At 72.2% G+C, this 20,697-nt stretch carries 20 protein-coding genes; 12 read left to right on the top strand and 8 right to left on the bottom strand.

Annotation, left to right across the window (positions count from 1 at the left end):
* Position 1: 1 nt before the first annotated feature.
* A complete protein-coding gene (locus AB0H64_RS08500) occupies positions 2–1,450 on the top strand; it encodes an oligosaccharide flippase family protein (RefSeq protein WP_357621635.1) in 1,449 nt (482 codons plus the stop codon).
* Positions 1,450–2,340: a glycosyltransferase family 2 protein gene (locus tag AB0H64_RS08495; protein ID WP_357621633.1), complete on the top strand. Its 891-nt coding sequence runs from the start codon at positions 1,450–1,452 to the stop codon at positions 2,338–2,340. The genes AB0H64_RS08500 and AB0H64_RS08495 overlap by 1 nt, the downstream gene beginning before the upstream one ends.
* 23 nt (positions 2,341–2,363) lie before the next feature.
* Here AB0H64_RS08495 and AB0H64_RS08490 read toward each other — a convergent pair whose 3' ends face one another.
* Positions 2,364–3,530 carry an acyltransferase gene (locus AB0H64_RS08490; protein WP_357621630.1) on the bottom strand — a complete coding sequence of 389 codons (1,167 nt, stop codon included), beginning with the start codon at positions 3,528–3,530 and terminating at the stop codon, positions 2,364–2,366.
* Between the two features lie 171 nt (positions 3,531–3,701).
* Here AB0H64_RS08490 and AB0H64_RS08485 point away from each other — a divergent pair, with 171 nt between their 5' ends.
* Positions 3,702–4,496, top strand: a complete 795-nt coding sequence (locus tag AB0H64_RS08485) for a hypothetical protein (protein ID WP_357621627.1) — start codon at positions 3,702–3,704, stop codon at positions 4,494–4,496.
* A gap of 18 nt (positions 4,497–4,514) precedes the next feature.
* On the opposite strand, the gene AB0H64_RS08480 is transcribed toward AB0H64_RS08485, so the two are convergent.
* Complete coding sequence (locus AB0H64_RS08480; RefSeq protein WP_357621625.1) at positions 4,515–5,318, bottom strand: 2OG-Fe(II) oxygenase; 804 nt, start codon at positions 5,316–5,318, stop codon at positions 4,515–4,517.
* Between the two features lie 154 nt (positions 5,319–5,472).
* On the opposite strand from AB0H64_RS08480, the gene AB0H64_RS08475 reads away from it, so the two are divergent.
* Both AB0H64_RS08475 and AB0H64_RS08470 read left to right on the top strand, forming a co-directional pair.
* Entirely contained in the window at positions 5,473–6,135 is a 663-nt protein-coding gene (locus tag AB0H64_RS08475) for a hypothetical protein (protein WP_357621622.1), read from the top strand.
* A complete protein-coding gene (locus tag AB0H64_RS08470) occupies positions 6,132–7,556 on the top strand; it encodes an O-antigen ligase family protein (RefSeq protein ID WP_357621620.1) in 1,425 nt (474 codons plus the stop codon). Before AB0H64_RS08475 ends, AB0H64_RS08470 begins: the two co-directional genes overlap by 4 nt.
* On the opposite strand, the gene rfbC is transcribed toward AB0H64_RS08470, so the two are convergent.
* Positions 7,495–8,043 carry a dTDP-4-dehydrorhamnose 3,5-epimerase gene (gene rfbC / locus AB0H64_RS08465; protein WP_357621617.1) on the bottom strand — a complete coding sequence of 183 codons (549 nt, stop codon included), beginning with the start codon at positions 8,041–8,043 and terminating at the stop codon, positions 7,495–7,497. The two genes, AB0H64_RS08470 and rfbC, sit on opposite strands and share 62 nt — an antisense overlap.
* A gap of 218 nt (positions 8,044–8,261) precedes the next feature.
* Between rfbC and AB0H64_RS08460 the strand changes: the two genes are divergently transcribed.
* The 3 genes from AB0H64_RS08460 to AB0H64_RS08450 are packed head-to-tail and all read left to right on the top strand — an operon-like array spanning position 8,262 to position 12,418.
* Positions 8,262–9,014 carry a WecB/TagA/CpsF family glycosyltransferase gene (locus tag AB0H64_RS08460; RefSeq protein ID WP_357621615.1) on the top strand — a complete coding sequence of 251 codons (753 nt, stop codon included), beginning with the start codon at positions 8,262–8,264 and terminating at the stop codon, positions 9,012–9,014.
* A 42-nt stretch (positions 9,015–9,056) separates the two neighbouring features.
* On the top strand, positions 9,057–11,099 hold the full coding sequence (locus AB0H64_RS08455; protein ID WP_357621612.1) for a glycosyltransferase: 2,043 nt from the start codon (positions 9,057–9,059) through the stop codon (positions 11,097–11,099).
* Positions 11,099–12,418, top strand: a complete 1,320-nt coding sequence (locus tag AB0H64_RS08450) for a hypothetical protein (RefSeq protein ID WP_357621609.1) — start codon at positions 11,099–11,101, stop codon at positions 12,416–12,418. Before AB0H64_RS08455 ends, AB0H64_RS08450 begins: the two co-directional genes overlap by 1 nt.
* On the opposite strand, the gene AB0H64_RS08445 is transcribed toward AB0H64_RS08450, so the two are convergent.
* From AB0H64_RS08445 to AB0H64_RS08425, 5 genes are all read right to left on the bottom strand, one after another.
* On the bottom strand, positions 12,400–13,293 hold the full coding sequence (locus AB0H64_RS08445) for an NAD-dependent epimerase/dehydratase family protein (protein WP_357621606.1): 894 nt from the start codon (positions 13,291–13,293) through the stop codon (positions 12,400–12,402). The genes AB0H64_RS08450 and AB0H64_RS08445 overlap by 19 nt on opposite strands.
* 64 nt (positions 13,294–13,357) lie before the next feature.
* Positions 13,358–14,404, bottom strand: a complete 1,047-nt coding sequence (locus AB0H64_RS08440; protein WP_357621603.1) for a 2-oxoacid:ferredoxin oxidoreductase subunit beta — start codon at positions 14,402–14,404, stop codon at positions 13,358–13,360.
* Positions 14,397–16,241: a 2-oxoacid:acceptor oxidoreductase subunit alpha gene (locus AB0H64_RS08435; RefSeq protein ID WP_357621600.1), complete on the bottom strand. Its 1,845-nt coding sequence runs from the start codon at positions 16,239–16,241 to the stop codon at positions 14,397–14,399. The genes AB0H64_RS08440 and AB0H64_RS08435 overlap by 8 nt, the downstream gene beginning before the upstream one ends.
* A 144-nt stretch (positions 16,242–16,385) precedes the next feature.
* The gene (locus AB0H64_RS08430) at positions 16,386–16,460 is read right to left on the bottom strand and encodes a putative leader peptide (protein ID WP_355437855.1); all 75 of its coding nucleotides are present in this window, start codon (positions 16,458–16,460) and stop codon (positions 16,386–16,388) included.
* A 38-nt stretch (positions 16,461–16,498) separates the two neighbouring features.
* Positions 16,499–18,148 (bottom strand): polysaccharide deacetylase family protein, encoded by a 1,650-nt coding sequence (locus AB0H64_RS08425; protein ID WP_357621597.1) that lies wholly within the window; start codon positions 18,146–18,148, stop codon positions 16,499–16,501.
* A gap of 86 nt (positions 18,149–18,234) precedes the next feature.
* Between AB0H64_RS08425 and ndhC the strand changes: the two genes are divergently transcribed.
* The 4 genes from ndhC to nuoH all read left to right on the top strand — a co-directional run bounded on the left by ndhC (position 18,235) and on the right by nuoH (position 20,694).
* Positions 18,235–18,606: an NADH-quinone oxidoreductase subunit A gene (gene ndhC / locus AB0H64_RS08420; protein WP_357621594.1), complete on the top strand. Its 372-nt coding sequence runs from the start codon at positions 18,235–18,237 to the stop codon at positions 18,604–18,606.
* A gap of 126 nt (positions 18,607–18,732) precedes the next feature.
* Positions 18,733–19,209 carry an NADH-quinone oxidoreductase subunit B family protein gene (locus AB0H64_RS08415; RefSeq protein ID WP_357622169.1) on the top strand — a complete coding sequence of 159 codons (477 nt, stop codon included), beginning with the start codon at positions 18,733–18,735 and terminating at the stop codon, positions 19,207–19,209.
* Positions 19,206–19,760 carry an NADH-quinone oxidoreductase subunit C gene (locus tag AB0H64_RS08410; protein WP_357621592.1) on the top strand — a complete coding sequence of 185 codons (555 nt, stop codon included), beginning with the start codon at positions 19,206–19,208 and terminating at the stop codon, positions 19,758–19,760. The genes AB0H64_RS08415 and AB0H64_RS08410 overlap by 4 nt, the downstream gene beginning before the upstream one ends.
* Positions 19,753–20,694 carry an NADH-quinone oxidoreductase subunit NuoH gene (gene nuoH, locus AB0H64_RS08405; RefSeq protein WP_357621588.1) on the top strand — a complete coding sequence of 314 codons (942 nt, stop codon included), beginning with the start codon at positions 19,753–19,755 and terminating at the stop codon, positions 20,692–20,694. The genes AB0H64_RS08410 and nuoH overlap by 8 nt, the downstream gene beginning before the upstream one ends.
* Positions 20,695–20,697: the final 3 nt, after the last annotated feature.

Genomic DNA, 20,697 nt, shown 5'->3' with positions numbered 1-20,697 from the left:
GATGGACGAGACGGAGCGCGTCGAGGAGATCGGCGCCCGGGCGGGCCGAGGGCTGCGCTGGAGCATTCTCGGCAACCTCGTCACGAGGGCCGGCTCGTTCGCGATGGGGCTGGTGCTGGCGCGCGTGCTCGCGCCCGAGGACTTCGGCACGTACGCGGTGGCGCTGGCGGCGACGCAGCTCGTCATGCACATCAAGGACGTGGGCATCCAGGCGGCGACCGTGCAGTGGCGGGGCCGCCTGGAGGAGATCGCGCCCACGGCCACGGTGCTGAGCTTCCTGTTCGCCACCGGGCTGTACGGGATCTTCTGGGTGTTCGCCCCGGTCTTCGCCCGGATGGCCGGTGACGAGGAGGCCACGGGCGTCGTCAGGCTGCTCACCTCGATCATCCTCGTCGAGGCGTTCACCGCGGTCCGCAGCGCCGCCCTGCTGCGCCGCTTCGACCAGGACAAGCTGACGCTCGCCATCATGGTCGGTTTCGTGGCGAACGCCGCCGTGGCGATCACGCTGGCGTTCGGCGGCGCGGGCGCCTACAGCTTCGCCTGGGGGCAGGTCGCCGCGTCGGTGGTCACCGGGGTGCTGATCTTCGTCTGGGGCTGGGTGCCGGTCAGGATCGCGCTGAACCGAGAGGTCGCGGGCCGGCTGCTGCGCTTCGGCATCCCGTCGGCGCTCGGGTTCGGGCTCGAAGCGGTGCTGATGAACGCCGACTACGTCGTCGTCGGGGACGTGCTCGGGTCCGAGCAGCTCGGCTACTACCTGCTGGCGTTCAACGTGTCGAGCTGGGTGCCGGGCATCATCGGCACCGCCCTGCGCTACGTCTCCCTGCCGAGCTTCTCCCGCCTGGCGGAGGACCCGGCGGCGCTGTCGGAGGGGGTGCGCAGGTCCGTGCCGGTGATGGTGGCCTTCGTGCTGCCGCCCGCGCTGGTCATGGGCGTCCTCGCGCACCCCCTGGTCACTCTGCTGTACGGCGAGCGGTGGGACTTCTCCGCGGGCGTGCTGCGCTGGCTGGCCGTGCTCATGGTGGTGCGGATGCTGATCTCGTTCCTGGCCGTGGACATCCTGACCGGGCTGGGCGCCACCAGGACCACCGTGTGGCTCAACCTCGGGTGGGCCGCCGTGCTGCTGCCCGCGCTGGTGGCAGGGGCGCACCTGGGCGGCATCAGGGGCGCGGCCGTCGCGCACGCGCTGGTGGCCGTGGTCGTCGCACTCCCCGTCGCCCTGCTCGTCCTGCACCGCGCCGGCGTGCGGGTCACGCCCGCGCTGCCCGCCCTGGTCCGGCCCGCCGTGGGGGCGGTCGCCGCGGGCGCGCTGATGCTCGTCCTGGACTCGCTGACCTCCGGCGGGCCCGCGCTCGTGCGGCTCGCCGTCGCCGGCGGCGCCGGGCTGCTGCTCTTCGTCCTGGTCGTGGTGCCCGGCGCCGCGCTGCACAAGCTCGTCAGAAGGAGCGCCTGATGGCATTCGACGACACGCTGGTCTCCGTGGGGCTGCCCGTCCACAACGGCGCCGCCCGCGTGGAGAAGGCGATCACCTCGGTCCTGGCGCAGGACCATCGCGCGATCGAGCTGGTCATCTGCGACAACGCCTCGACCGACCGCACCGAGGAGGTGTGCCGCGACTGGGCCGCGACCGACCCGCGGATCGTCTACCACCGGCAGCCGGAGAACATCGGGCAGCTGCGCAACTTCAGCGACGCGATCCGTCGCTCCCGGGGCGAGTTCTACCGGTGGGCCGGCGACGACAACTGGCTGGCGCCGAACTACGTCTCCCGCTGCCTGGAGGTCTTCGCCCGGGACGAGCGGCTGCTCCTGGTCACCACCCAGCAGGCGTACACCGGCCCGGACGGCACGACGCGGACCGCGCCGTACACGGGGACCGGCTACCTGTCCGACGACCCCGTGGACCGGTTCGCCGAGTCGCTGCGGATGCTCAACGAGGACCCGTTCGCCATGGACCCGTTGTACGCGCTGATGCGCCGCACCCGCGTCATGGCCGTCGACCGCGGCCCCGTCCTGCTGCGCGAGGACGAGATCTTCGCCGCCCGGATGGCGCTGGCCGGCCCCTGGGGCCACGTGCCCGAGGTCCTCGCCGGCCGTGACTGGGAGGCGCAGCGCATGGCCGACATCGCCCGCAAGCTCGGCACCCCGGCCTGGCACGTGCGCGTCTCCACGCTGCTCCAGTGCAGGGAGCTGCTGCGGGCGCTCGGCGAGGTCGGGCTGAGCCCCGCCCAGCGTCGGAGGGGCCGCGCGCTCGTGGCCCGCATGTACGTGCGCAGGCACGGCACGGCCGCCGTCCGCCGGGGCCGCCGGCTCGCCGGCCTGGGCGCCGCGCTGGTCGGCCGCTGACTCCGGTCACTCCCCGGGGGCCGTCATTCCCCAGGCGCCTCGGGGACGGGCCGCGCCCGCGTCAGCCGCTCCCGTACGGCCGTCAGCAGCGCCGCCGTCCCGCGGTGGCGCTGGAACGGCAGCTCGAACAGCGCGGCGAACCCCCGGGCGAACACCACCGAGACCGGCACGGCCAGCGCGAGCAGCACCAGGAACCGGGTCACGCCCGGCTCGAAGCGCGGTGCGACGACGAAGTGGTGCAGCACGACCACGACCGGCGCGTGCACCAGGTACAGGCTGTAGGAGAACGAGCCGAGCGAGCGGATCGGGCGGCTGTCGAGCAGCCGCACCAGCGGCCTCGGCCGCCCGCCCGCCACGGCCGCCAGCAGCAGCCCGGCCGCGGGCGCGAGCGCCAGGTCCACCCAGAAGAAGTGGGCGACCGTCCAGACCGGGCCCTGGACGGCGACGAGGACGGCCACGGGGACGACCGCGCCGAGCGCGGCCCAGGGCAGCGCGGCCAGGACCGGCGCCCGTACCGGCGCGCGCAGCACCCCGGCCGCCAGCACCCCGGCCGCGAACAGCACGGCGAACTGCGGCGTCAGCCGCATCAGCGTCCCCACCGCGGGCACCGCGTCCGAGAGCAGGCCCACCGCCACCACGACGACGGTGACGGCCGCCACCATCACCACCGCGCCGAGCCGCCGCACCACCAGCAGCAGGAGCGGGAGGGCGAAGTAGAGCTGCGCCTCGATCGCGATCGACCAGAACGCCCCGTTGGGGCTCGGCGAGCCGAACAGGTCCTGCACGAGCAGCCCGTGGAAGACCACGCTCTTCGCCGTGGGCGCTCCCTGGCCCGGCTGCGGCACCAGCGCCCACGCGACCGCGAGGCTGAACACGAGCGCCGCCCAGTACGGCGGCAGGATGCGCCACGCGCGGCGACGCGCGAACCGGCCCAGTCCGCCGAGCCGCCAGCCGGACCGGGCGGGGGAGACGGCCAGCGAGAAGCCGGACAGCGTGATGAAGACGACGACGGCGAAGTGGCCGTAGAGCAGCCAGCTCGCCCAGGCGGGGCCCGTGTCGGCGGGGAAGCCGGGGAAGGAGAGCAGCCGGCAGTGGTGCAGCACCACGAACAGCGCGGCCAGGCCGCGGATGCCGTCCAGCCCGCCCAGCCTGCCGGGCTGCTCGGACGGCACACTTTCCCCCGATGTCATGCCCACCCCCGCATCGGCCGGTTTTCGGCCACTGTGCAGTTCATCGCGTCAGAACGGGCTGGCGTAACAAAGTGGATGTAACGGGCGTACGGGAAATGGCGATGTTTCATTGGAACGGTCTTCCGGGGGTTTGTGGCGCCCCCGGTGCTGTGCTTATCGGGCAGGGGATATATGGAATTCTGGACGACCATTCTCGGCCTTGCCCGGCAGAAGTTCATCGCCATCCCGGTCGCCGTCCTCGCCGTGGCCCTGGCGTCCACCGGATATCTGATGATGCCCGAGCGGTACGTGACCAGCGCGTCCATGGTTCTCGTCACCCCGTCGGGCGGCGGCTCGATCGACGGCACCAAGCCCGTCGCGCAGACCAACCCCCTGCTCCAGTTCACCGACGACCTGCGGACCACCGCCAGCATCCTCATCCTGGCGATGAACACCTCCGACGTGTTCGCGTCCGTCGGCGCCACCGAGGACGGGCCGACCGACCTGACCGTGGACGACGGCCGCAGCAACCCGACGCTGCTGGGCGTGGGGACCACCGGCCCGTTCATCTACGTCCAGGTCGAGAGCGACTCGCCCGCCACGGCCGGCAAGGTCCTGTCGGCGACCCAGGAGCGGCTGCGGCAGGAGCTGGAGGACCGGCAGAACGAGCTGAAGGCGCACCCGATCACGTTCGTGCAGGCCGAGGACGTCGTACGGCTCCCACCGGAGGCGGACGGCTCGGCCAGGCTCCAGGGCGTCGTCGGCGGGCTGCTGCTCGGGCTGGTGGCCGGGTTCGGGACGGCGTACGCGGTCGCGCGCCGGGGACTGTTCCCGCGCGCCCCGGTCTCCTCCGGCGAGGGCGAGCCCGAGGGGAAGCCGTCGGAGGACCTGGCGCCGGAGCCGCCCGGCAACGGCTCGGGGCCCGCCCCGTCCGCCGATCCGGACGAGACGGGCCCCATCGACGTCGTGCGTCTCAACGGCCGCTGACCCTGCGTGGGACCGCGGCTACCTGCGGCGCGCGGCCAGGTCCGCCAGCGCGGGCGGCACCCATCGCCTGGCCGTCTGCCGGAGGCTGCTCTTCCACTCCTCGCCCGGCCGCTGCTTGAACTTGGTGTCGTGCTCGTCCAGCTTCTCCTCGTCCGGGCGGCCGTTGGTGTAGTAGTACAGCGCCATGGAGCGCCGTGCCCGGCCGTCCGGGCAGGTCAGCGGCTCGGGGTGGCCGTGGTTGGCGTCGTCGGTGGTGGCGAAGAGCACGAACCGGTTGAACACCGGCAGGATCCGGTGCTCGCAGGTGGTCATGTCCTTGTCCCAGAGCTGGAGGTGGCCGCCGTACGACTCCTCCCAGTCCTTGTTGAGGTAGAGCAGCCCGTTCAGCCGGCGGTCGAGGTCGAGCCTGCGGTGCCGGTTGAAGTCGACGTGCACCTTCAGGAACCCGCCGGGCCGGATCTGGTGCAGCCCGCCGCCGTCGTAGTGGGGGTCGGACACGAGGTGCCCGATGCCGGTGAGGCGCTCCAGGAAGTCGACGAACACCTGGCCGTTGAACTCGGCCAGCAGGTGGCGGGTGGCCGGGCCCATGCGCTCGGTGTCGGCGAGCGCGAGCTTGATCTCCCTGGCGTTGTCGAACCGCTGCCACTCGGGGTCACGGGGCTCGGGGAACTCGGCGAGCACCGGCTCCAGGACGTCCGCGGGCAGGAAGTCGTCGATGACGACGTGCCGGAACGGGCTGGCCTTGAGAAAGCTTTCCCGAAGGCCGTCGGCGAGCGGAAGGAGTTCGTCGCGGCGGAAGATAAAGCTCTGCACGTGCTGCATCGGTGCTCCCCACCCCTGAATGGACGCGAAATGCCCCGGCAGTGACATCGCCCGGCACCGTTGTCTCGTTACAAATTCCCCGGTAACCCCAATACCGCAATAAACGATGATTTGGTGGGAGACATAGGTTTTCCGGTACGGGGGAGGAAGCACCTTGGACTTCTGGGGGACGGTCCTGGTCGTGTTCCGGCGGTGGTACGTCACGCTGCCCGCGTTCCTGCTCTCCCTCGGGGTGGCGTTCGCCGTCTACCGGACGGTCCCGGCCGTCTACCAGTCGAGCGCGGTGCTGGTCCTGACCGTGCCCGTCACGGGCGGGAGCGTTCCAGCCAACCCGGACTACCCGAACCCCCGCGTCAACCCGCTGCTCAACTACGACGGCGCGCTCAACGTCTCCGCCTCGATCCTGCTCCAGGCGCTCAGCGCACCCGAGACCGCGGCGAAGCTCGGCGCGCCGCCGGGCGGCGACACCACGTACGTGGTCCACAACGGCAGCGCCAACCCCGAGCTGCTGGCCAACGGCCCCTTCGTGATCGTCGAGGCGAAGAGCCCGTCGGCGCGGGTCGCGCACGCTCTCGTCGTCAAGCTGGTGGAGCAGGCCAAGATCGAGATGGCCGCCCGCCAGCAGCTGCTCCAGGCGCCGCCGAGCACGTACATCAAGCTCACCGAGATGGTGACGCCGACCAGCCCGCTGGAGCAGCGCGGCGGCAAGAGCCGGACGGCGGCGGCCGTGCTGGCGCTCGGCCTGTTCGCGGGCCTCACCGCCGGCTTCGCCGCGGAGAGCGTGGCCACGGCGCTGGAGCGGCGGCGGGCGGCATGACCGCCTCGACCGCCTCGACCGCCTCGCCCACCGCCTCCTCGGCCGGGACCCGGGCCCTGCCGTCCGCACTGCCGGGGCCGCACCGGGCCGACGGCGCCACGCTCGGCGTCGTGTTCGCCGTCATCCTCATGATCGTCCCGGCCCGGCTGGTGTACCGGGGCCTGTCCTTCGCGATCACCCCGGCCGAGTCCGTCGGCCTGTTCGCGTTGGTGTGGTGGCTGTGCGCGCACTTCACCGGCACGCTCGGCGCCGCCAAGGGCCGCACGCTCGTCCGCTCCGCCGTGTTCGGGTACGCCGCCTCGCTGCTGGCCTCGTACGCCTACGCGACGGCCGGCGCGCTGCCCCGGGACGAGGTGGAGCTGGCCGACCACATGCTCATCACCGCGTTCGCCATGATCGGCGTCGTGCTGCTGGTCGTGGACGGGGTGCGCGGCCGGGACCGGCTCGACCTGGTGCTGAAGACGGTCGCCGTGATGGGGGCGGTCCTCGGGGTGGTGGGGGCGGTGCAGTTCCTGTTCGGCTTCGACCCGACGACGTACATGGTGCTGCCCGGCCTGCGCTTCACCCAGCAGGAGCTGTTCATCCTGGAGCGCAACGGCCTGAGCAGGGTGGCGGCGACCACCGGGCACCCCATCGAGTTCGCGGTCATGTGCGCGATGATCCTGCCGATCGCCCTGCACTTCGCGTTCCAGGCGCGCGAGCGGGGCCGGCCGTCGCTGCGGTGGTGGGTGTGCGCGGCGCTGATCGCGGCCGGGATGGTGTTCTCGGTGTCGCGCTCGGCCTTCGTCGGGCTGGCGGGCGCCGCGGTGGTGCTCCTCGTCGGCTGGCCGAAGGTGCGGCGGCTGCTCGCGGCCGGCGCCGTGCTGGTCTTCCTCGCCGGGGTGAAGCTCGTGGTGCCGGGCGTGCTGGGGGCCATCGTCGCGCTGTTCACCAACATCTCCAACGACTCCAGCCTGCGCTGGCGGACCATGGACTACGCCACCGCCGCCACCGAGATCGGCCGGCACCCCTGGCTGGGCCGGGGGCTCGGCACCTGGTACGCCCCGAAGTACCTGGTCTTCGACAACCAGTACATCCTCACCACCGTCGAGACCGGGATCATCGGCGTGCTGGCCTTCGCGGGGCTGTTCGCGGCGGGCATCTGGTCGGCGCTGCGCGCCAGGCGCCTGCTGGCCGACCCGGCGGGCCGCGACCTCGGCCTGACGCTGGCGGCCTGCCTGGTGGTGCCGCTGATCGGCGCGGCCACCTTCGACCTGCGCTCGTACGCGGTGATCACCGGGCTGTCGTTCCTGCTGGTGGGGGCGGCGGGAGCCCTCCTGCGCGAGGCTCGCGCCGCGACTCCCGCCGCGCGGGGCGGGCTCAGCCGAGCAGGCGCTCCCGCGCCTCCTTCCACGAGCCCGCCGCGAGATCCCGCGCACTGATCGCGGTGATCGGGAGCGGCCAGCCGATGGCGAGGTCCGGGTCGTCGTAGCGCACCGTCAGGTCCTCGGCCGGGTCGTGCTCCCTGTCGATCCGGTAGCACACGTCGGCCTGCTCGGTCAGCGCCTGGTAGCCGTGGAAGAGGCCCGGCGGCACGTACAGGTGGGCGAACTCCTTGTCGTCGAGCACCACGCTCCAGCTCTCGCCGAACGTGGGCGACCCGGGTCTCGCGTCCACCAGCACGTCGTGGATCGCCCCGCGGGCGCACCTGACCAGCTTGGCCTCGCCCCGCCCGAGCCGGCAGTGCATCCCGCGCAAGGTGCCGAGCCGCGAGCGGGACTGGCTGTCCTGGACGAACGCGGCCGGGTCGAGCCCGTGCTCGGCGGCCAAGATCGTGTCGAACGTGCGGGTGAAGAAGCCCCTGTCGTCGTGGTGGGGGGTCGGGACGAAGATCAGGACCCCGTCGAACGCGCCTCTCTCCACTCTCATGCGCCCATGATCGCCGCCCGCCCGCCCCACCGGAAGCCCTCGCCCGGGCTGGTCGAGCGATCCTCGACCGGCGCCCGGGAATCCCGCGCCCGCCTTAGGTAACGGCTTTGTCTCTTATGCCGATTATTTCGTGAAAGGTCGTGAAGTCAGGTGGGCCAGCGCGAAGGAGCGACACCATTCCGGCGGATCCCTTCCTCACGACCGGCCCACCGGCGCGCGTGCGCGTCGGAGCGGTCCACATCCTGGCACTCACCGAGACGGCGGTCGCCGAGCACGTCTCCCGGGCGTGGGCGGACGGCCGCGGCGGCACCATCGTCACCGCGAACGTGGACATCGTCAGAGCCGCCACCCGAGACCCCGACCTGGCCGCGCTGGTCGCCCGCGCCGAGCTGGTCGTCGCCGACGGCATGCCGGTCGTGTGGGCGGGCCGCCTGGCCGGGGCCGCGATCCCGGAGCGGGTGACCGGCGCCTCGCTCGTCCACTCCCTGTCCGCGCGGGCCGCGGCGGACGGCCGCTCCGTCTACCTGCTGGGCGGCGACCCCGGCGTGCCCGAGGCCGCCGCGGCGGCGCTCGTGGCGCGCAGCCCCGCGCTGCGGATCGCGGGCGCCCACTCGCCGCCGTACGGCTTCGACACCGACCTCGGGGGGCGGCGCGAGGTGGCGGAGCGGGTGCTCGCGGCCCGCCCCGACCTCGTGCTGGTGGGCCTGGGCTTCCCCAAGCAGGAGCGGGTCATCGAGGGCCTGCGGGCCGGGCTGCCCGCCGCCTGGTTCCTCGGGTGCGGCGCGGCCATCCCGATGGCGGCCGGCCGGTTCAGCCGGGCCCCGCGTGCCCTGCAGAGCGTGGGCGGCGAGTGGCTGCACCGGCTCGCCCTGGAGCCGCGCCGCCTGGCCCGCCGCTACCTGCGGGAGGACGCCCCCTTCGCCGTCGCGCTGCTCGCCGGCGCCCTCCTCGGCCGGTTCCGACGCCCTTGACCTGACAAGCTCGACCCGACGCTCCTGAGAGGCCTCGCCCGCATGCTCGCGATAGTGATCGTCACCTACTTCAGTGAGCGGGTCGTCGGCGACTGCCTGCGCTCCCTGGCCGCCGCCGGAGCGGGCGACGCCCGGGTGATCGTGGTGGACAACGACTCGGCCGACGCGACCCTCGCGCGGGCGCGGGAGGCGCTGCCCACCGTCGAGGTCGTCTCCACGGGTCGCAACGCCGGCTTCGGCGCCGCCGTGAACGCCGGGATCGCCGCCGCCCCCGGCTGCGACGTGCTCGTGCTCAACCCCGACATCCGGCTCGACCTCGGCGCGATCACGGCTCTGCGGGAGGCGCTGGCCGAGCCGGGCACCGGCATCACGGTCCCGCGCCTTACCGACGAGTCCGGCCATCGGCACCCCTCGCTGCGGCGCCGCCCCACCGTGCTGCGGGCGCTCGGCGAGGCGCTGCTGGGCGGCCACCGGGCCGGCCGCGTCCCCGCGCTGGGCGAGCTGGTCGTCTCCGAGGCGGCGTACGAGCGGCCGGGCACGGCCGACTGGGCGACCGGCGCGGCCTGGCTGGTCTCCCGGCACTGCCTCGACGCGACCGGCCCCCTCGACGAGCGGTACTTCCTGTACTCGGAGGAGACCGAGTACATGCTGCGCGCCGGGGACCGCGGCTTCGCCGTCCGGTACGTGCCGGCGGCCCGCGCGGTCCACCTGGGCGGCGAGCAGGCCACCTCCAGCAGGCTGTGGGCGTTGTCCGCGGCGAACCGGGTCAGGCTCCACCGGCAGCGTCACGGCCGGCCGCGCGCCCTGCTCATGCGCCTGGCCGTCGCGCTCAACGAGGCGCTGCGCGCCGCCACCCGGGGCAGGACCGGCGGGACACGCCACCGGGCCGCCCTGCGCGCCCTGTGGCGCATGCCGCGCTGGCCCCGGGAGACACCCGAGCCGCCCGGCTACGTCTGCTTCTCCGCCCAGGACTGGTGGTACCACAACCAGGCGCACTCCGACTTCCAGCTCATGCGCTCGATCGCCGCCCACCGCGAGGTGCTGATCGTCAACAGCATCGGCATGCGCATGCCCGTCCCCGGCAGGTCCACCCAGGTCGTCCGGCGGATCACCCGCAAGCTGCGCAGCGTCGCCAAGCTCGTCCGCGAGCCGCTGCCCGGCTTCCACGTGATGTCGCCGCTGCCGCTGCCGTTCTACGGCTCGCCCCTGCTTCGCCGCCTGAACGCGGTGCTGGTCCGGGCCCAGGTGCGGGTCGTGTGCCGGGCGCTCGGCATGCGCCGCCCGGTCGTCGTGGTCACCATCCCCACGGCGTGGGACGTGGTGCGCCCCATGGCCAGGAGGTCGCTGGTGTTCAACCGCTCCGACAGGCACTCGGCGTTCCCCGAGGCCGACGCCGCCACCATCGGCGCGCTGGAGCGCGCGCTGCTGGCCCGCGCCGACCGTGTCGTCTACGCCAGCCGGGCCCTCATGGCGGACGAGCGCCCCCTCACCGGCGACCGGGCGCACTTCCTCGACCACGGCGTGGACCTCGGCCACTTCACCCGCACCGCCGCGCTCCCGCCCGACCTGGCCGCCGTCCCCGGGCCGCGGATCGGCTTCTTCGGCGCGCTGGACGACTTCGTCGTGGACTTCGACCTGCTCGAACGCGTCGCGGTAGAGCTGCCGCACGCGTCGCTGGTGCTCATCGGCGACGCCACCGCGCCGATGGAGCGGCTGACGAAGTATCCCAACGTCCACTGGCTCGGCTTCCGCCCGTACGAGCGGATACCCGGGTACGGGTCGGGCTTCGACGTGGCCATCATGCCGTGGCAGGACAACGCCTGGATCCGGCACGCCAACCCGATCAAGCTCAAGGAGTACCTGGCGCTCGGCCTGCCCGTCGTCAGCACGCAGTTCGCCGAGCTGGCCGCCTACACCGGCCGGGTCAGGGCCGCCGCCGGCCACGCCGCGTTCGTCGAGGCCGTGAGGCTCACGCTCGACACGGGCGGCCCGGCGACGGCCGGGGAGCTGCGCGCGTCCGTGCGGGACGCGTCCTGGTCCGCGCGGGCCCGCGAGCTCATGGCGCTGGCCGAGGGAGAGCGCTGATGCGGGTCCCCCGCCCGCTCCTGGCCCTGCCGGCCGTGCTCATCGCGGCGGCCGTGGTCTGGGCCGTGCTCGACCTGCGCCCGGCCGGGCCCGGCGCCGAGAACCCGCCGCCCGCCCCCTCCGCGCCCGCGCTCAAGCCGGTCGACTGGGAGGGCGGCCCCGCCTACTACGGCCGTTTCCCGGCCACCGCCGCCGCCGGCTGGACCGACCCCTCCTTCTTCCCCGTCGGCGTCTGGTACGAGTCCGTCATCACCCAGGACGACGTGGACAAGGACCGCGAGGCCGGCATCAACACGTACGTCGAGCTGACCGAGACCAGCGACATGGCGCTCATCAGGAAGAACGGCATGTTCGCCATCACCGGCAAGCCGATCGGGGGCTACGGCGCCGAGACCGTCGCCTGGCTCGTCACCGACGAGGCCGACATGTGGGCCGGCCCCGGCGACGACGGCTGGACCGGCAACTTCCCCGGCCAGGGGCCGCTGTGCGTGCCCGACGACCCGCACAAGGAGCGCTGCGGCTACACGGTGATGAAGACGCTCAAGGACCGCCTGCCCAAGGGCGACGGCCGGCCGCACTACGCCAACTACGGCAAGGGCGTCATGATCTGGCAGAACGACCGGCAGGCCGGCCGGTTCGTCAACGACTACACCGACCTCGTCTCGCTCGACGTCTACTGGTACACCAGCTACTACGCCTGCGTCGACGCCCAGAACTCGCTGAAGTTCCGGGCCGACCAGTGCGCCAGGGCCGCCAACTACGGCCTGCTCATCGACCGCCAGCGCAGGCTCGACGCCCTCGACGGCAAGCGGCAGCCCATCTACGCGTTCGTCGAGGCCGGCCACCCCGCGCCCGAGGACAGGCGGCCGATCGAGCCCGCCGAGCTCAAGGGCGCCGTCATGAGCTCCCTCATCCACGGCGCCCGCGGCGTCGTCTACTTCAACCACAGCTTCGGCGGGCCGTGCCAGAGCCAGCACGTCCTGCGCGACGCGTGCGGCGCGCGGACCAGGCCCGCCGTCATCGAGGTGAACCGGCAGATCAAGGAGCTGGCCCCCGTCCTCAACACCCAGTCGCTCGCCCACGACTTCGGCAAGGGCGTCGACACGATGCTCAAGCGGCACGGCGGCGCCTATTACCTGTTCGCCATGCCGGGCATGGACGGCGGGCCCGGGACGCGCACGTTCACGCTGCCGCCCGGCGTCCCGGCGGGGCGGGTCGAGGTGCTCTTCGAGAACCGGCGCGTCCCCGTGACCGGCGGCGCGTTCACCGACGCCTTCGCCGCGGAGAGCACCTACCACGTCTACCGGATAACGCCCTGACGGGCCGCGTACCAGGCGACCGTCCGGCGCAGGCCCTCCTCCAGCCCGACTGCCGCCTCCCAGCCGAGCAGTTCCCGCGCCGGCCCGGTGTCGGCCGCCTGCGGGACGTCCAGCGGCCGGTCCGACACCGCGCCGAAGCGCGGCCCGCCGCCGCCCACGATCCGGTGGAGCAGCTCCACCACCTCGCGGACCGACGCCCGCACCCCGGTGCCCACGTCGAACGCCCGCCCCACGGCCCGCCCGCTCGCGCCGGCCGCGGCGAACGCCGCCACCACGTCGTCGACGTACACCCAGTCGGCCACCTTCGCGCCGCTGGTCAGCCGCGGCTCCTCGCCGCGCAGCAGCGCCAGCGTCACGTACGGCACCAGCTTCGTCCCGTCACGCTGCCCCGGCCCGTACACCATGGTGGGCCGCACGATCGTGTACGGAACGCCCCACAGCCGGTGGAACAGGTCCGCGTACCCCGAGGCCGCGGCCTTGGCCATCGCGTACGGCGAGGGCGGCGCCGCGTGCCCGTTGCCCGGCCGCGGCTCCTCGCTCGACCCCGCCAGCACCACCCGGCTGCCCGACAGGGCCGCGGCCGTCAGCACGTTGACCGTGCTCGTCAGGTTGCCCTCCAGCGTGGGCAGCACTGTCCCGGTCTCGCGGGTGCCGTCCACCTCGCCCGCCAGGTGGTACACCACGTCCGGCCGTACCGCGGCGAGCAGGCCCTCCACCGCCGTCGCGTCACGCAGGTCGGCCCGGTGCCACGTCACCCCCGGCACGGACGGCGGGTCCGAGCGGCTCACCCCGTGCGCCTCACCCGACAGCCCGAGCCGCCGGACCAGGTGCGAGCCGATGAAACCGGTGGCCCCCGTCACCAGCGACCCGGGCATGTGTCCCCCCAGACATGACGGAGGGGACGGCTCCTCGCCGTCCCCTCATCCTCGGTCCATCGCCTCAGCTGATGCGCCAGGTGTCGCCGCCCATCAGCAGGTCCGTCAGATCACCCTGGCCCTGCTGCGCCACGGCCTCGTCGAGCTGCTCGGCCATCAGCACGTCGTACGCCGGCCGGTCCACCTGCCGGAAGATGCCGATCGGCACGTGCTCGAACGCCGGCTCGTCCAGCCGCGACAGCGCGAACGCCACCGACGGGTCGGGCGAGTGCGCGTCGTGGACCACGATCCGCTCCGCCGGGGCCTCCGCGAGCGGCACCACCTGGATGCCGCCGTTGTCGCCCCGCACGACCGCCTTGGACGCCGACACGATCGGCTGCCCGTGCTCCAGCCGCAGCGTGATGTCGTCGCGGACCTCGGGGTCCTTGAGCGGCTGGAAGGCGTTGTCGTTGAAGATGTTGCAGTTCTGGTAGATCTCCACCAGCGACGTGCCGCGGTGGGCGGTCGCCTCGCGCAGCACCGACTGCAGGTGCTTGCGGTCGGAGTCGATGGTGCGGGCCACGAACGATGCCTCCGCGCCGAGGGCCAGCGAGATCGGGTTGAACGGCTTGTCCAGCGACCCCATCGGCGTCGACTTGGTGATCTTGCCGACCTCGGAGGTGGGCGAGTACTGCCCCTTCGTCAGGCCGTAGATCCTGTTGTTGAACAGCAGGATGTTGAGGTTGACGTTGCGGCGCAGCGCGTGGATCAGGTGGTTGCCGCCGATCGACAGCGCGTCGCCGTCACCCGTGATCACCCACACGCTGAGGTCCGGCCGGCTCGCGGCCAGGCCCGTCGCGATCGCCGGCGCGCGGCCGTGGATCGAGTGGAAGCCGTAGGTGTCGAGGTAGTACGGGAAGCGCGAGGAGCAGCCGATGCCCGAGACGAACACGATGTTCTCGCGCCGCAGCCCCAGCTCCGGCAGGAAGCTCTGCACCGCGGCCAGGATCGCGTAGTCGCCGCAGCCGGGGCACCAGCGGACCTCCTGGTCGGACTTGAAGTCCTTCAGGGTCTGCTTGGCATCCGTCTTGGGGATGAGGGACAGGCCCTTCCCGTTGAGCAGCTCAGTCACTGTCGATCACGTCCTGGATCACTCCGGCCAGCTCCTCGGCCTTGAACGGCAGGCCGCGCACCCGGTTGTAGCTGATGATGTCGACGAGGTAGCGGGCCCGCAGCAGCAGCGCGAGCTGCCCGAGGTTGATCTCCGGCAGCAACACCTTGTCGTAGCCCTTGAGGACCTCGCCGGTGTTGGCGGGCAGCGGGTTGAGGTGGCGCAGGTGGGCCTGCGCGACCTTGCCGCCGCTCTTCCTGATGCGCCGCACCGCCGCGGCGATCGGCCCGTACGTCGAGCCCCACCCGAGCACGAGCACCCGGGCGTCGCCGTCGGGGTCGTCCACCTCCAGGTCCGGCACGTCGATCCCGGCGATCTTGGCGGCACGCACCCTGACCATGTGGTCGTGGTTGTTCGGGTCGTAGGAGATGTTGCCCGTGCCGTCGGCCTTCTCGATGCCGCCGATGCGGTGCTCCAGGCCCGCCGTGCCGGGGATCGCCCACGGGCGCGCCAGCGTCTCGGTGTCGCGCTTGAACGGCAGGAACTCGCCGTCGTCGCCGTTGGGCGCGGTGGTGAACTCCTGCGAGATGTCCGGCAGGTCGGACACCTCCGGCAGCCGCCACGGCTCGGAGCCGTTGGCGAGGTAGCCGTCGGACAGCAGCATGACCGGCGTGCGGTACTTCACGGCGATCCGGGCCGCCTCGACCGCCGCGTCGAAGCAGTCGCTCGGCGACATCGGCGCCACGATCGGCACCGGCGACTCGCCGTTGCGGCCGAACATGGCCATCAGCAGGTCGGTCTGCTCCGTCTTGGTCGGCATGCCGGTGCTCGGCCCGGCCCGCTGCACGTCCACGACGATCAGCGGCAGCTCGGTGGTGACCGCGAGGCCCACGGTCTCCGCCTTGAGCGCCACACCCGGACCGGAGGTCGTCGTCACGCCCAGCGCGCCGCCGAACGCCGCGCCCAGCGCCGCGCCGACGCCCGCGATCTCGTCCTCCGCCTGGAACGTGCGGATGCCGAACCGCTTGTGCTTCGACAGCTCGTGCAGGATGTCGCTGGCCGGCGTGATCGGGTACGAGCCGAGGAAAAGCGGGAGCTTCGACTGCACCGAGGCGGCGATCAGGCCGTAGGCGAGCGCCTGGTTGCCGGAGATGTTGCGGTAGACGCCCGGGGCCAGCCGGGCCGGCTTGACCTCGTACGACACCGAGAACGACTCGGTCGTCTCGCCGTAGTTCCAGCCCGCCTGGAAGGCCGCGATGTTGGCTTTGGCGATCTCCGGCTTCTTGGCGAACTTCTGCTGGAGGAACGTGATCGTGTGCTCGATCGGCCGGTGGTAGAGCCACGACAGCAGGCCGAGGGCGAACATGTTCTTCGAGCGCTCGGCGTCCTTCTTCGACAGGTCGAAGCCCTCGAGGGCCTTGACCGTCAGCGAGGTCAGCGGCACCGCGTGGACCCGCCACTCGGCGAGCGCGTCGTCCTCCAGCGGGTTGGTCTCGTAGCCGACCTTCTGCAGGTTGCGCTTGGTGAACTCGTCGGTGTTGACGATGATGTCCGCGCCGCGCGGCAGGTCGCCCAGGTTGGCCTTCAGCGCCGCCGGGTTCATCGCGACGAGCACGTTCGGCGCGTCGCCGGGCGTGAGGATGTCGTGGTCGGCGAAGTGCAGCTGGAAGCTGGAGACGCCCGGCAGGGTGCCGGCGGGCGCGCGGATCTCGGCCGGGAAGTTGGGCAGCGTGGACAGGTCGTTGCCGAACTCCGCCGTGCCGGCGGTGAAGCGGTCACCGGTGAGCTGCATGCCGTCGCCGGAGTCGCCGGCGAAGCGGATGATCACGCGGTCGAGTTGCTGGACCTGCTTCGTCACAGCTCAGTCCTCCTCGACGCGCCAATGCGCGGTCGCTTTGGGCGCGTTCTCAGTTCCATGCTAGATCCTCGCGAGGTTCAACACGTTTCCTCTGCGCATAGCGAGGGTAAACGCGGTGGGAGTCAGGGGGAGGCCGGAGAACCGCTAGGGGTGACACAGCGCCGACGCGAGCCTGCCGAGGTCGACATGCAGGCGGGCGAAGAGGACGGTTCGGGTCACGAGGGCCAACTATACGTCCCCGTAAGGGGTGCGCCGTCTCAGGGGTTGTCCGCCTCCACGGCGATTCCCGAGCGGTAGTAGTGCCCGGGCTCCATGCCTGCGGAGCCGTACAACTCCGGAACGGTGACGAAGGTGTATCCCTTCCGGCGCAGCTCCTTGAGGATGCCCGGGACCGCGTCCACGGTCGCGCTGTTGGTGTCGTGCATGAGGACGATCGCGTCGTCGTGGGCGCCGCCGACGACACGCCGGGTGATCTCCCCGGCCTGCTGCTTCGCGCCGGGGCCCGGGCCGTCCAGCGCGTCGCGCGCGTCCACGTCCCAGCCGACCAGCGCCACGCCCACCCGGTGCGCCGCGTCCAGCACCGCCGGGCTCGCCACGCCGTACGGCGGGCGGGCCAGCGCCGGCATCCGCCCCGTGCTCGCGGTGATGGCGTCCTGAGCGCGGGCGAGCCCGTCGACGACCCTGTTCACCGGCATCTTCGTCAGGTCGCGGTGACCCCAGCTGTGGTTGCCGACGAGGTGACCTTCGTCACGCATGCGGCGCAGCACCGCCGGGTTGGCCACTGCGTTGACGCCGACGGCGAAGAACGTGGCCCGCGCGTCGGCGGCGCGCAGCGCGTCGAGCAGGCGCGGCGTGTCGGGGCCCGGCCCGTCGTTGAACGTGAGCGCCACGCACTTCGTCTCGGCGCAGTTCACGTGCTCGGCCGCCGGCCCGGCGGGGACCGCGGCCTCCACGCCCGCCCCGGCCCGCGTCCCGCCCCCGACCTCCGGCCCCGCGCCCCGCCGCGGGATGATGCCGCCGGTCATCGGGGAGCCGCCCGTCTCGTTCTCGGGGTCGAACGGGACGGGGTTCGCCGTCCTGGGCGCCGACATGGCGGCGGCCTGCGCGAGCCGGCCCGTCGCCGACAGCAGCGGCTCGATCTGCCACGCCGGCACGGCCTCCGCGACCCGGCCCAGCGAGCAGGACCCGATCTCGCAGTCGTCGAACTCCACGACCAGGTCGCCCGCCCGGTTGAACGCCATCGAGTCGAGCCGTTCCTCGGTCGCCTTGACCGAGCTCAGGTCCACGGCCGAGCCGCGCGGCTGCAGGCTCTCCCGGACCAGCCGGGCCGTCTCCCCGAGCGCCGCTTTGCCGGCGAGCAGCCCGGCCGAGCCGATCGCCCGGTCGCGCCGCCGGTCGTACCAGAAGGTCCTGGTGGAGCGGGCCCAGCCGACCCCGAGAAACTCGCCGGTGCGCAGCCGTACCCCCACGACGTCGGGGGAGGCGGCGGTGAGATCCCACTGGACGTTCAGCTCGGGACGGCGCAGGGACGCGCCGACGTAGGCGCTCGCGCGGGACGGAACGGCCCGCTTGCCGCCGGCGCGGGGGCGGAGGGCGTCGGAGGAGGCGGCGTCCACGGCGGCACGGAAGGCGTGGAGCTGCCGCTCGGCCTCCTTGTTCAGCGCCGCGTCGAGCTTCGGCGCGCCCTCGACCCGCGGATAGCTGATGTGCACGTACCGGCGCGCGCTCTCGCCCTCGCTCAACGTCCTGGGGACGAGGCCGCCCACCGTCGCGGGGTCGACGTAGTCGAGCATGGTCGGGTCCGAGGGCACGACGATGTTGCGCTCATGGGAACCCGAGCCGAGGCCGCAGCCGCCGGCCAGGAGGCCGAGCAGCGCGAGTCCACCAACATGGCGCAATTTGTGCATAGGTGTCAGGTTATGGTGGCTATTCTTCCGTTTTACCCCGATTTGGGACTATAGGTCCAGAGGTTTGACTGGGTTACGATCGGGAGGTGGACGGTTACTTCGGGTCCTATGCGCTGGTCGCCGTGCTGTTCGCGACAGGCGTCGCGATCGTGGCCGGCGCCCTCATGGCCAACCGCCTGCTCCGCCCCACCCGGCCGACCCCCGAGAAGCTGACCACGTACGAGTGCGGCGTCGACCCCGTGGGCGAGGGCTGGGCCCAGTCGCAGGTCCGCTACTACGTCTTCACGTACCTGTACGTGGTGTTCGCCGTGGACGCGGTGTTCCTCTTCCCGTGGGCGACGGTGTTCGACGCGCCCGGGTACGGCGTGACCACGCTCGTGGAGATGTTCGTCTTCCTGGGCTTCATCGCGCTCGGCATCCTGTACGCCTGGCGCAAGCGCGTCCTCACCTGGACCTGAGTCTCCTCGGCCGAGATCGGCCCGCCTCTACTCCTCACGCCGATCAGGCGGGACAATGGAGACATGGCAGCGACGGATCTCCCGATGCCCACCGTGGGGCCGGTCTCCCGGCTGGCTCCCAAGCCGATGCGGTTCGTCCTCAACTGGGGGCGGCGCTATTCGCTGTGGGTGTTCAACTTCGGGCTGGCGTGCTGCGCCATCGAGTTCATCGCCACGTCGATGAGCCGGCACGACTTCATCAGGTTCGGGGTGATCCCGTTCGCCAACGGGCCGCGGCAGGCCGACCTCATGATCGTCTCAGGCACCGTGACGGACAAGATGGCTCCCGCCGTCAAGCGCCTGTACGAGCAGATGCCCGACCCCAAGTACGTCATCTCGTTCGGCGCCTGCTCCAACAGCGGCGGCCCGTACTGGGACTCCTACTGCGTCACGAACGGAGTGGACCAGATCATCCCCGTGGACGTGTACGTGCCCGGCTGCCCGCCCAGGCCGGAGGCGCTGCTGTACGGGATCATGAAGCTCCAGGAGCAGATCGCGGGCGAGCAGCTCGGCGACCGCTATCTCCCGTCCCGCCCCCACGGCGACTCGGGCGGTGACGTGTGACTCCTGTCCCCGAGGAGACCGCAGGGCGCTTCGGCGACCGCGTCCAGCTCTCGGAGTCGTACGGCGAGACGACCCTCGACGTCGCGGACCCCGGCCACTGGATCGACGTCCTGGCCGCGCTCAGGGACTCCGGCTACGTGTTCTTCGACTGGCTGACCGGGGTGGACGAGCCTCCCGAGACGTTCACGGTCGTCGCCCACCTGTACGACCCGGCCGCCTGCCGCCGGCTCCTCGTGCGCGTGAGTGTGCCGCGCGCCGACCCGCGCCTGCCCTCCGCCGTCGGCGTGTACAGGGGCGCCGACTGGCACGAGCGGGAGACGTACGAGATGTTCGGCGTCGTCTTCGACGGACACCCCAACCTGGTGCCGCTGCTCCTGCCCGACGGGTTCGAGGGACACCCGCTGCGCAAGGACTTCGTTCTCGCCGCCCGCGTCGCCAAGGCGTGGCCGGGCGCGAAGGAGCCCGGCGAGTCCGGGCACGGCTCGCCGAGCCGCCGCAAGACCCTTCCACCTGGAGTTCCCGCCGACTGGGGGGCAGCGCCCGATGCTTGACGTGGTGATCAGCTTCGTCGTCATCCTCGCCGTGTTCCTGGTGCTGCCCCTGATCGTGGGGCAGACCGAGCACAAGGTCATGGCCCACATGCAGTCGCGCCTCGGGCCGATGTACGCGGGGGGCTTCCACGGGTGGGCGCAGCTGATCGCCGACGGGGTGAAGTTCGCGCAGAAGGAGGACGTCATCCCGGCCGCCGCGGACCGGCGCATCTTCATGATCGCGCCCGGGGTGGCACTGGTCCCGTACCTCGTCGTGATGATCGCCATCCCGATCGACCAGGGCCGCGTCGCCGTGGACCTCGACCTGGGGCTGTTCTTCGTGCTCGCGGTGATGGGCATCGGCGTGCTCGGCTCGATCATGGCCGGGTGGGCCTCGGCCAACAAGTACTCCGTGCTCGGCGGCATGCGCGCGGCCGCTCAGCTCATGTCGTACGAGCTGCCGCTGGTGCTGGCCGCCTCCTCGGTCGCGATGGCGGCGGGCACGCTGTCCATCCCGGGGATCGTCGAGGCGTGGCAGTGGTGGTGGCTGCCCTGGCAGGCGATCGGCGGCGTGGTCTTCTTCCTCGCCGGGCTCGCCGAGCTGCGCAGGCCGCCGTTCGACATGCCGATCGCCGAGTCCGAGATCATCATGGGCCCCATGACCGAGTACACCGGCATGCGCTTCGCCCTGTTCATGCTGGCGGAGTACGTCGGGATCGTGGTGCTGTCGTTCCTCACCACGGTGCTGTTCCTCGGCGGCTGGCACGGCCCGTTCCTGCCGGGCTGGCTGTGGACGCTGGTCAAGGTGTTCGCGCTGGCGTTCGTGGTGATCTGGCTGCGGGTCAGCTTCCCGCGGCTGCGCGAGGACCAGCTCCAGAAGCTGGCCTGGGCGGGGCTGGTGCCGCTGGCCCTGGTCCAGCTCGCGCTGACAGGCGTGGTGAGGGTGCTCACCTGAGCG

This window comes from Nonomuraea sp. NPDC050733 (assembly GCF_040654215.1).
Classification (GTDB): Bacteria; Actinomycetota; Actinomycetes; order Streptosporangiales; family Streptosporangiaceae; genus Nonomuraea.
This window is presented reverse-complemented; position numbering and strand designations above follow the sequence as displayed.

Bases quoted from the DNA above. Each gene is read 5' to 3' on its own strand.
- AB0H64_RS08500 (WP_357621635.1), top strand. From the start codon at position 2: ATGGACGAGACGGAGCGCGTCGAGGAGATCGGCGCCCGGGCGGGCCGA.
- AB0H64_RS08495 (WP_357621633.1), top strand. From the start codon at position 1,450: ATGGCATTCGACGACACGCTGGTCTCCGTGGGGCTGCCCGTCCACAAC.
- AB0H64_RS08490 (WP_357621630.1), bottom strand. From the start codon at position 3,530: ATGACATCGGGGGAAAGTGTGCCGTCCGAGCAGCCCGGCAGGCTGGGC.
- AB0H64_RS08485 (WP_357621627.1), top strand. From the start codon at position 3,702: ATGGAATTCTGGACGACCATTCTCGGCCTTGCCCGGCAGAAGTTCATC.
- AB0H64_RS08480 (WP_357621625.1), bottom strand. From the start codon at position 5,318: ATGCAGCACGTGCAGAGCTTTATCTTCCGCCGCGACGAACTCCTTCCG.
- AB0H64_RS08470 (WP_357621620.1), top strand. From the start codon at position 6,132: ATGACCGCCTCGACCGCCTCGACCGCCTCGCCCACCGCCTCCTCGGCC.
- rfbC (WP_357621617.1), bottom strand. From the start codon at position 8,043: ATGAGAGTGGAGAGAGGCGCGTTCGACGGGGTCCTGATCTTCGTCCCG.
- AB0H64_RS08455 (WP_357621612.1), top strand. From the start codon at position 9,057: ATGCTCGCGATAGTGATCGTCACCTACTTCAGTGAGCGGGTCGTCGGC.
- AB0H64_RS08450 (WP_357621609.1), top strand. From the start codon at position 11,099: ATGCGGGTCCCCCGCCCGCTCCTGGCCCTGCCGGCCGTGCTCATCGCG.
- AB0H64_RS08445 (WP_357621606.1), bottom strand. From the start codon at position 13,293: ATGCCCGGGTCGCTGGTGACGGGGGCCACCGGTTTCATCGGCTCGCAC.
- AB0H64_RS08425 (WP_357621597.1), bottom strand. From the start codon at position 18,148: ATGCACAAATTGCGCCATGTTGGTGGACTCGCGCTGCTCGGCCTCCTG.
- AB0H64_RS08415 (WP_357622169.1), top strand. From the start codon at position 18,733: ATGCGGTTCGTCCTCAACTGGGGGCGGCGCTATTCGCTGTGGGTGTTC.
- nuoH (WP_357621588.1), top strand. From the start codon at position 19,753: ATGCTTGACGTGGTGATCAGCTTCGTCGTCATCCTCGCCGTGTTCCTG.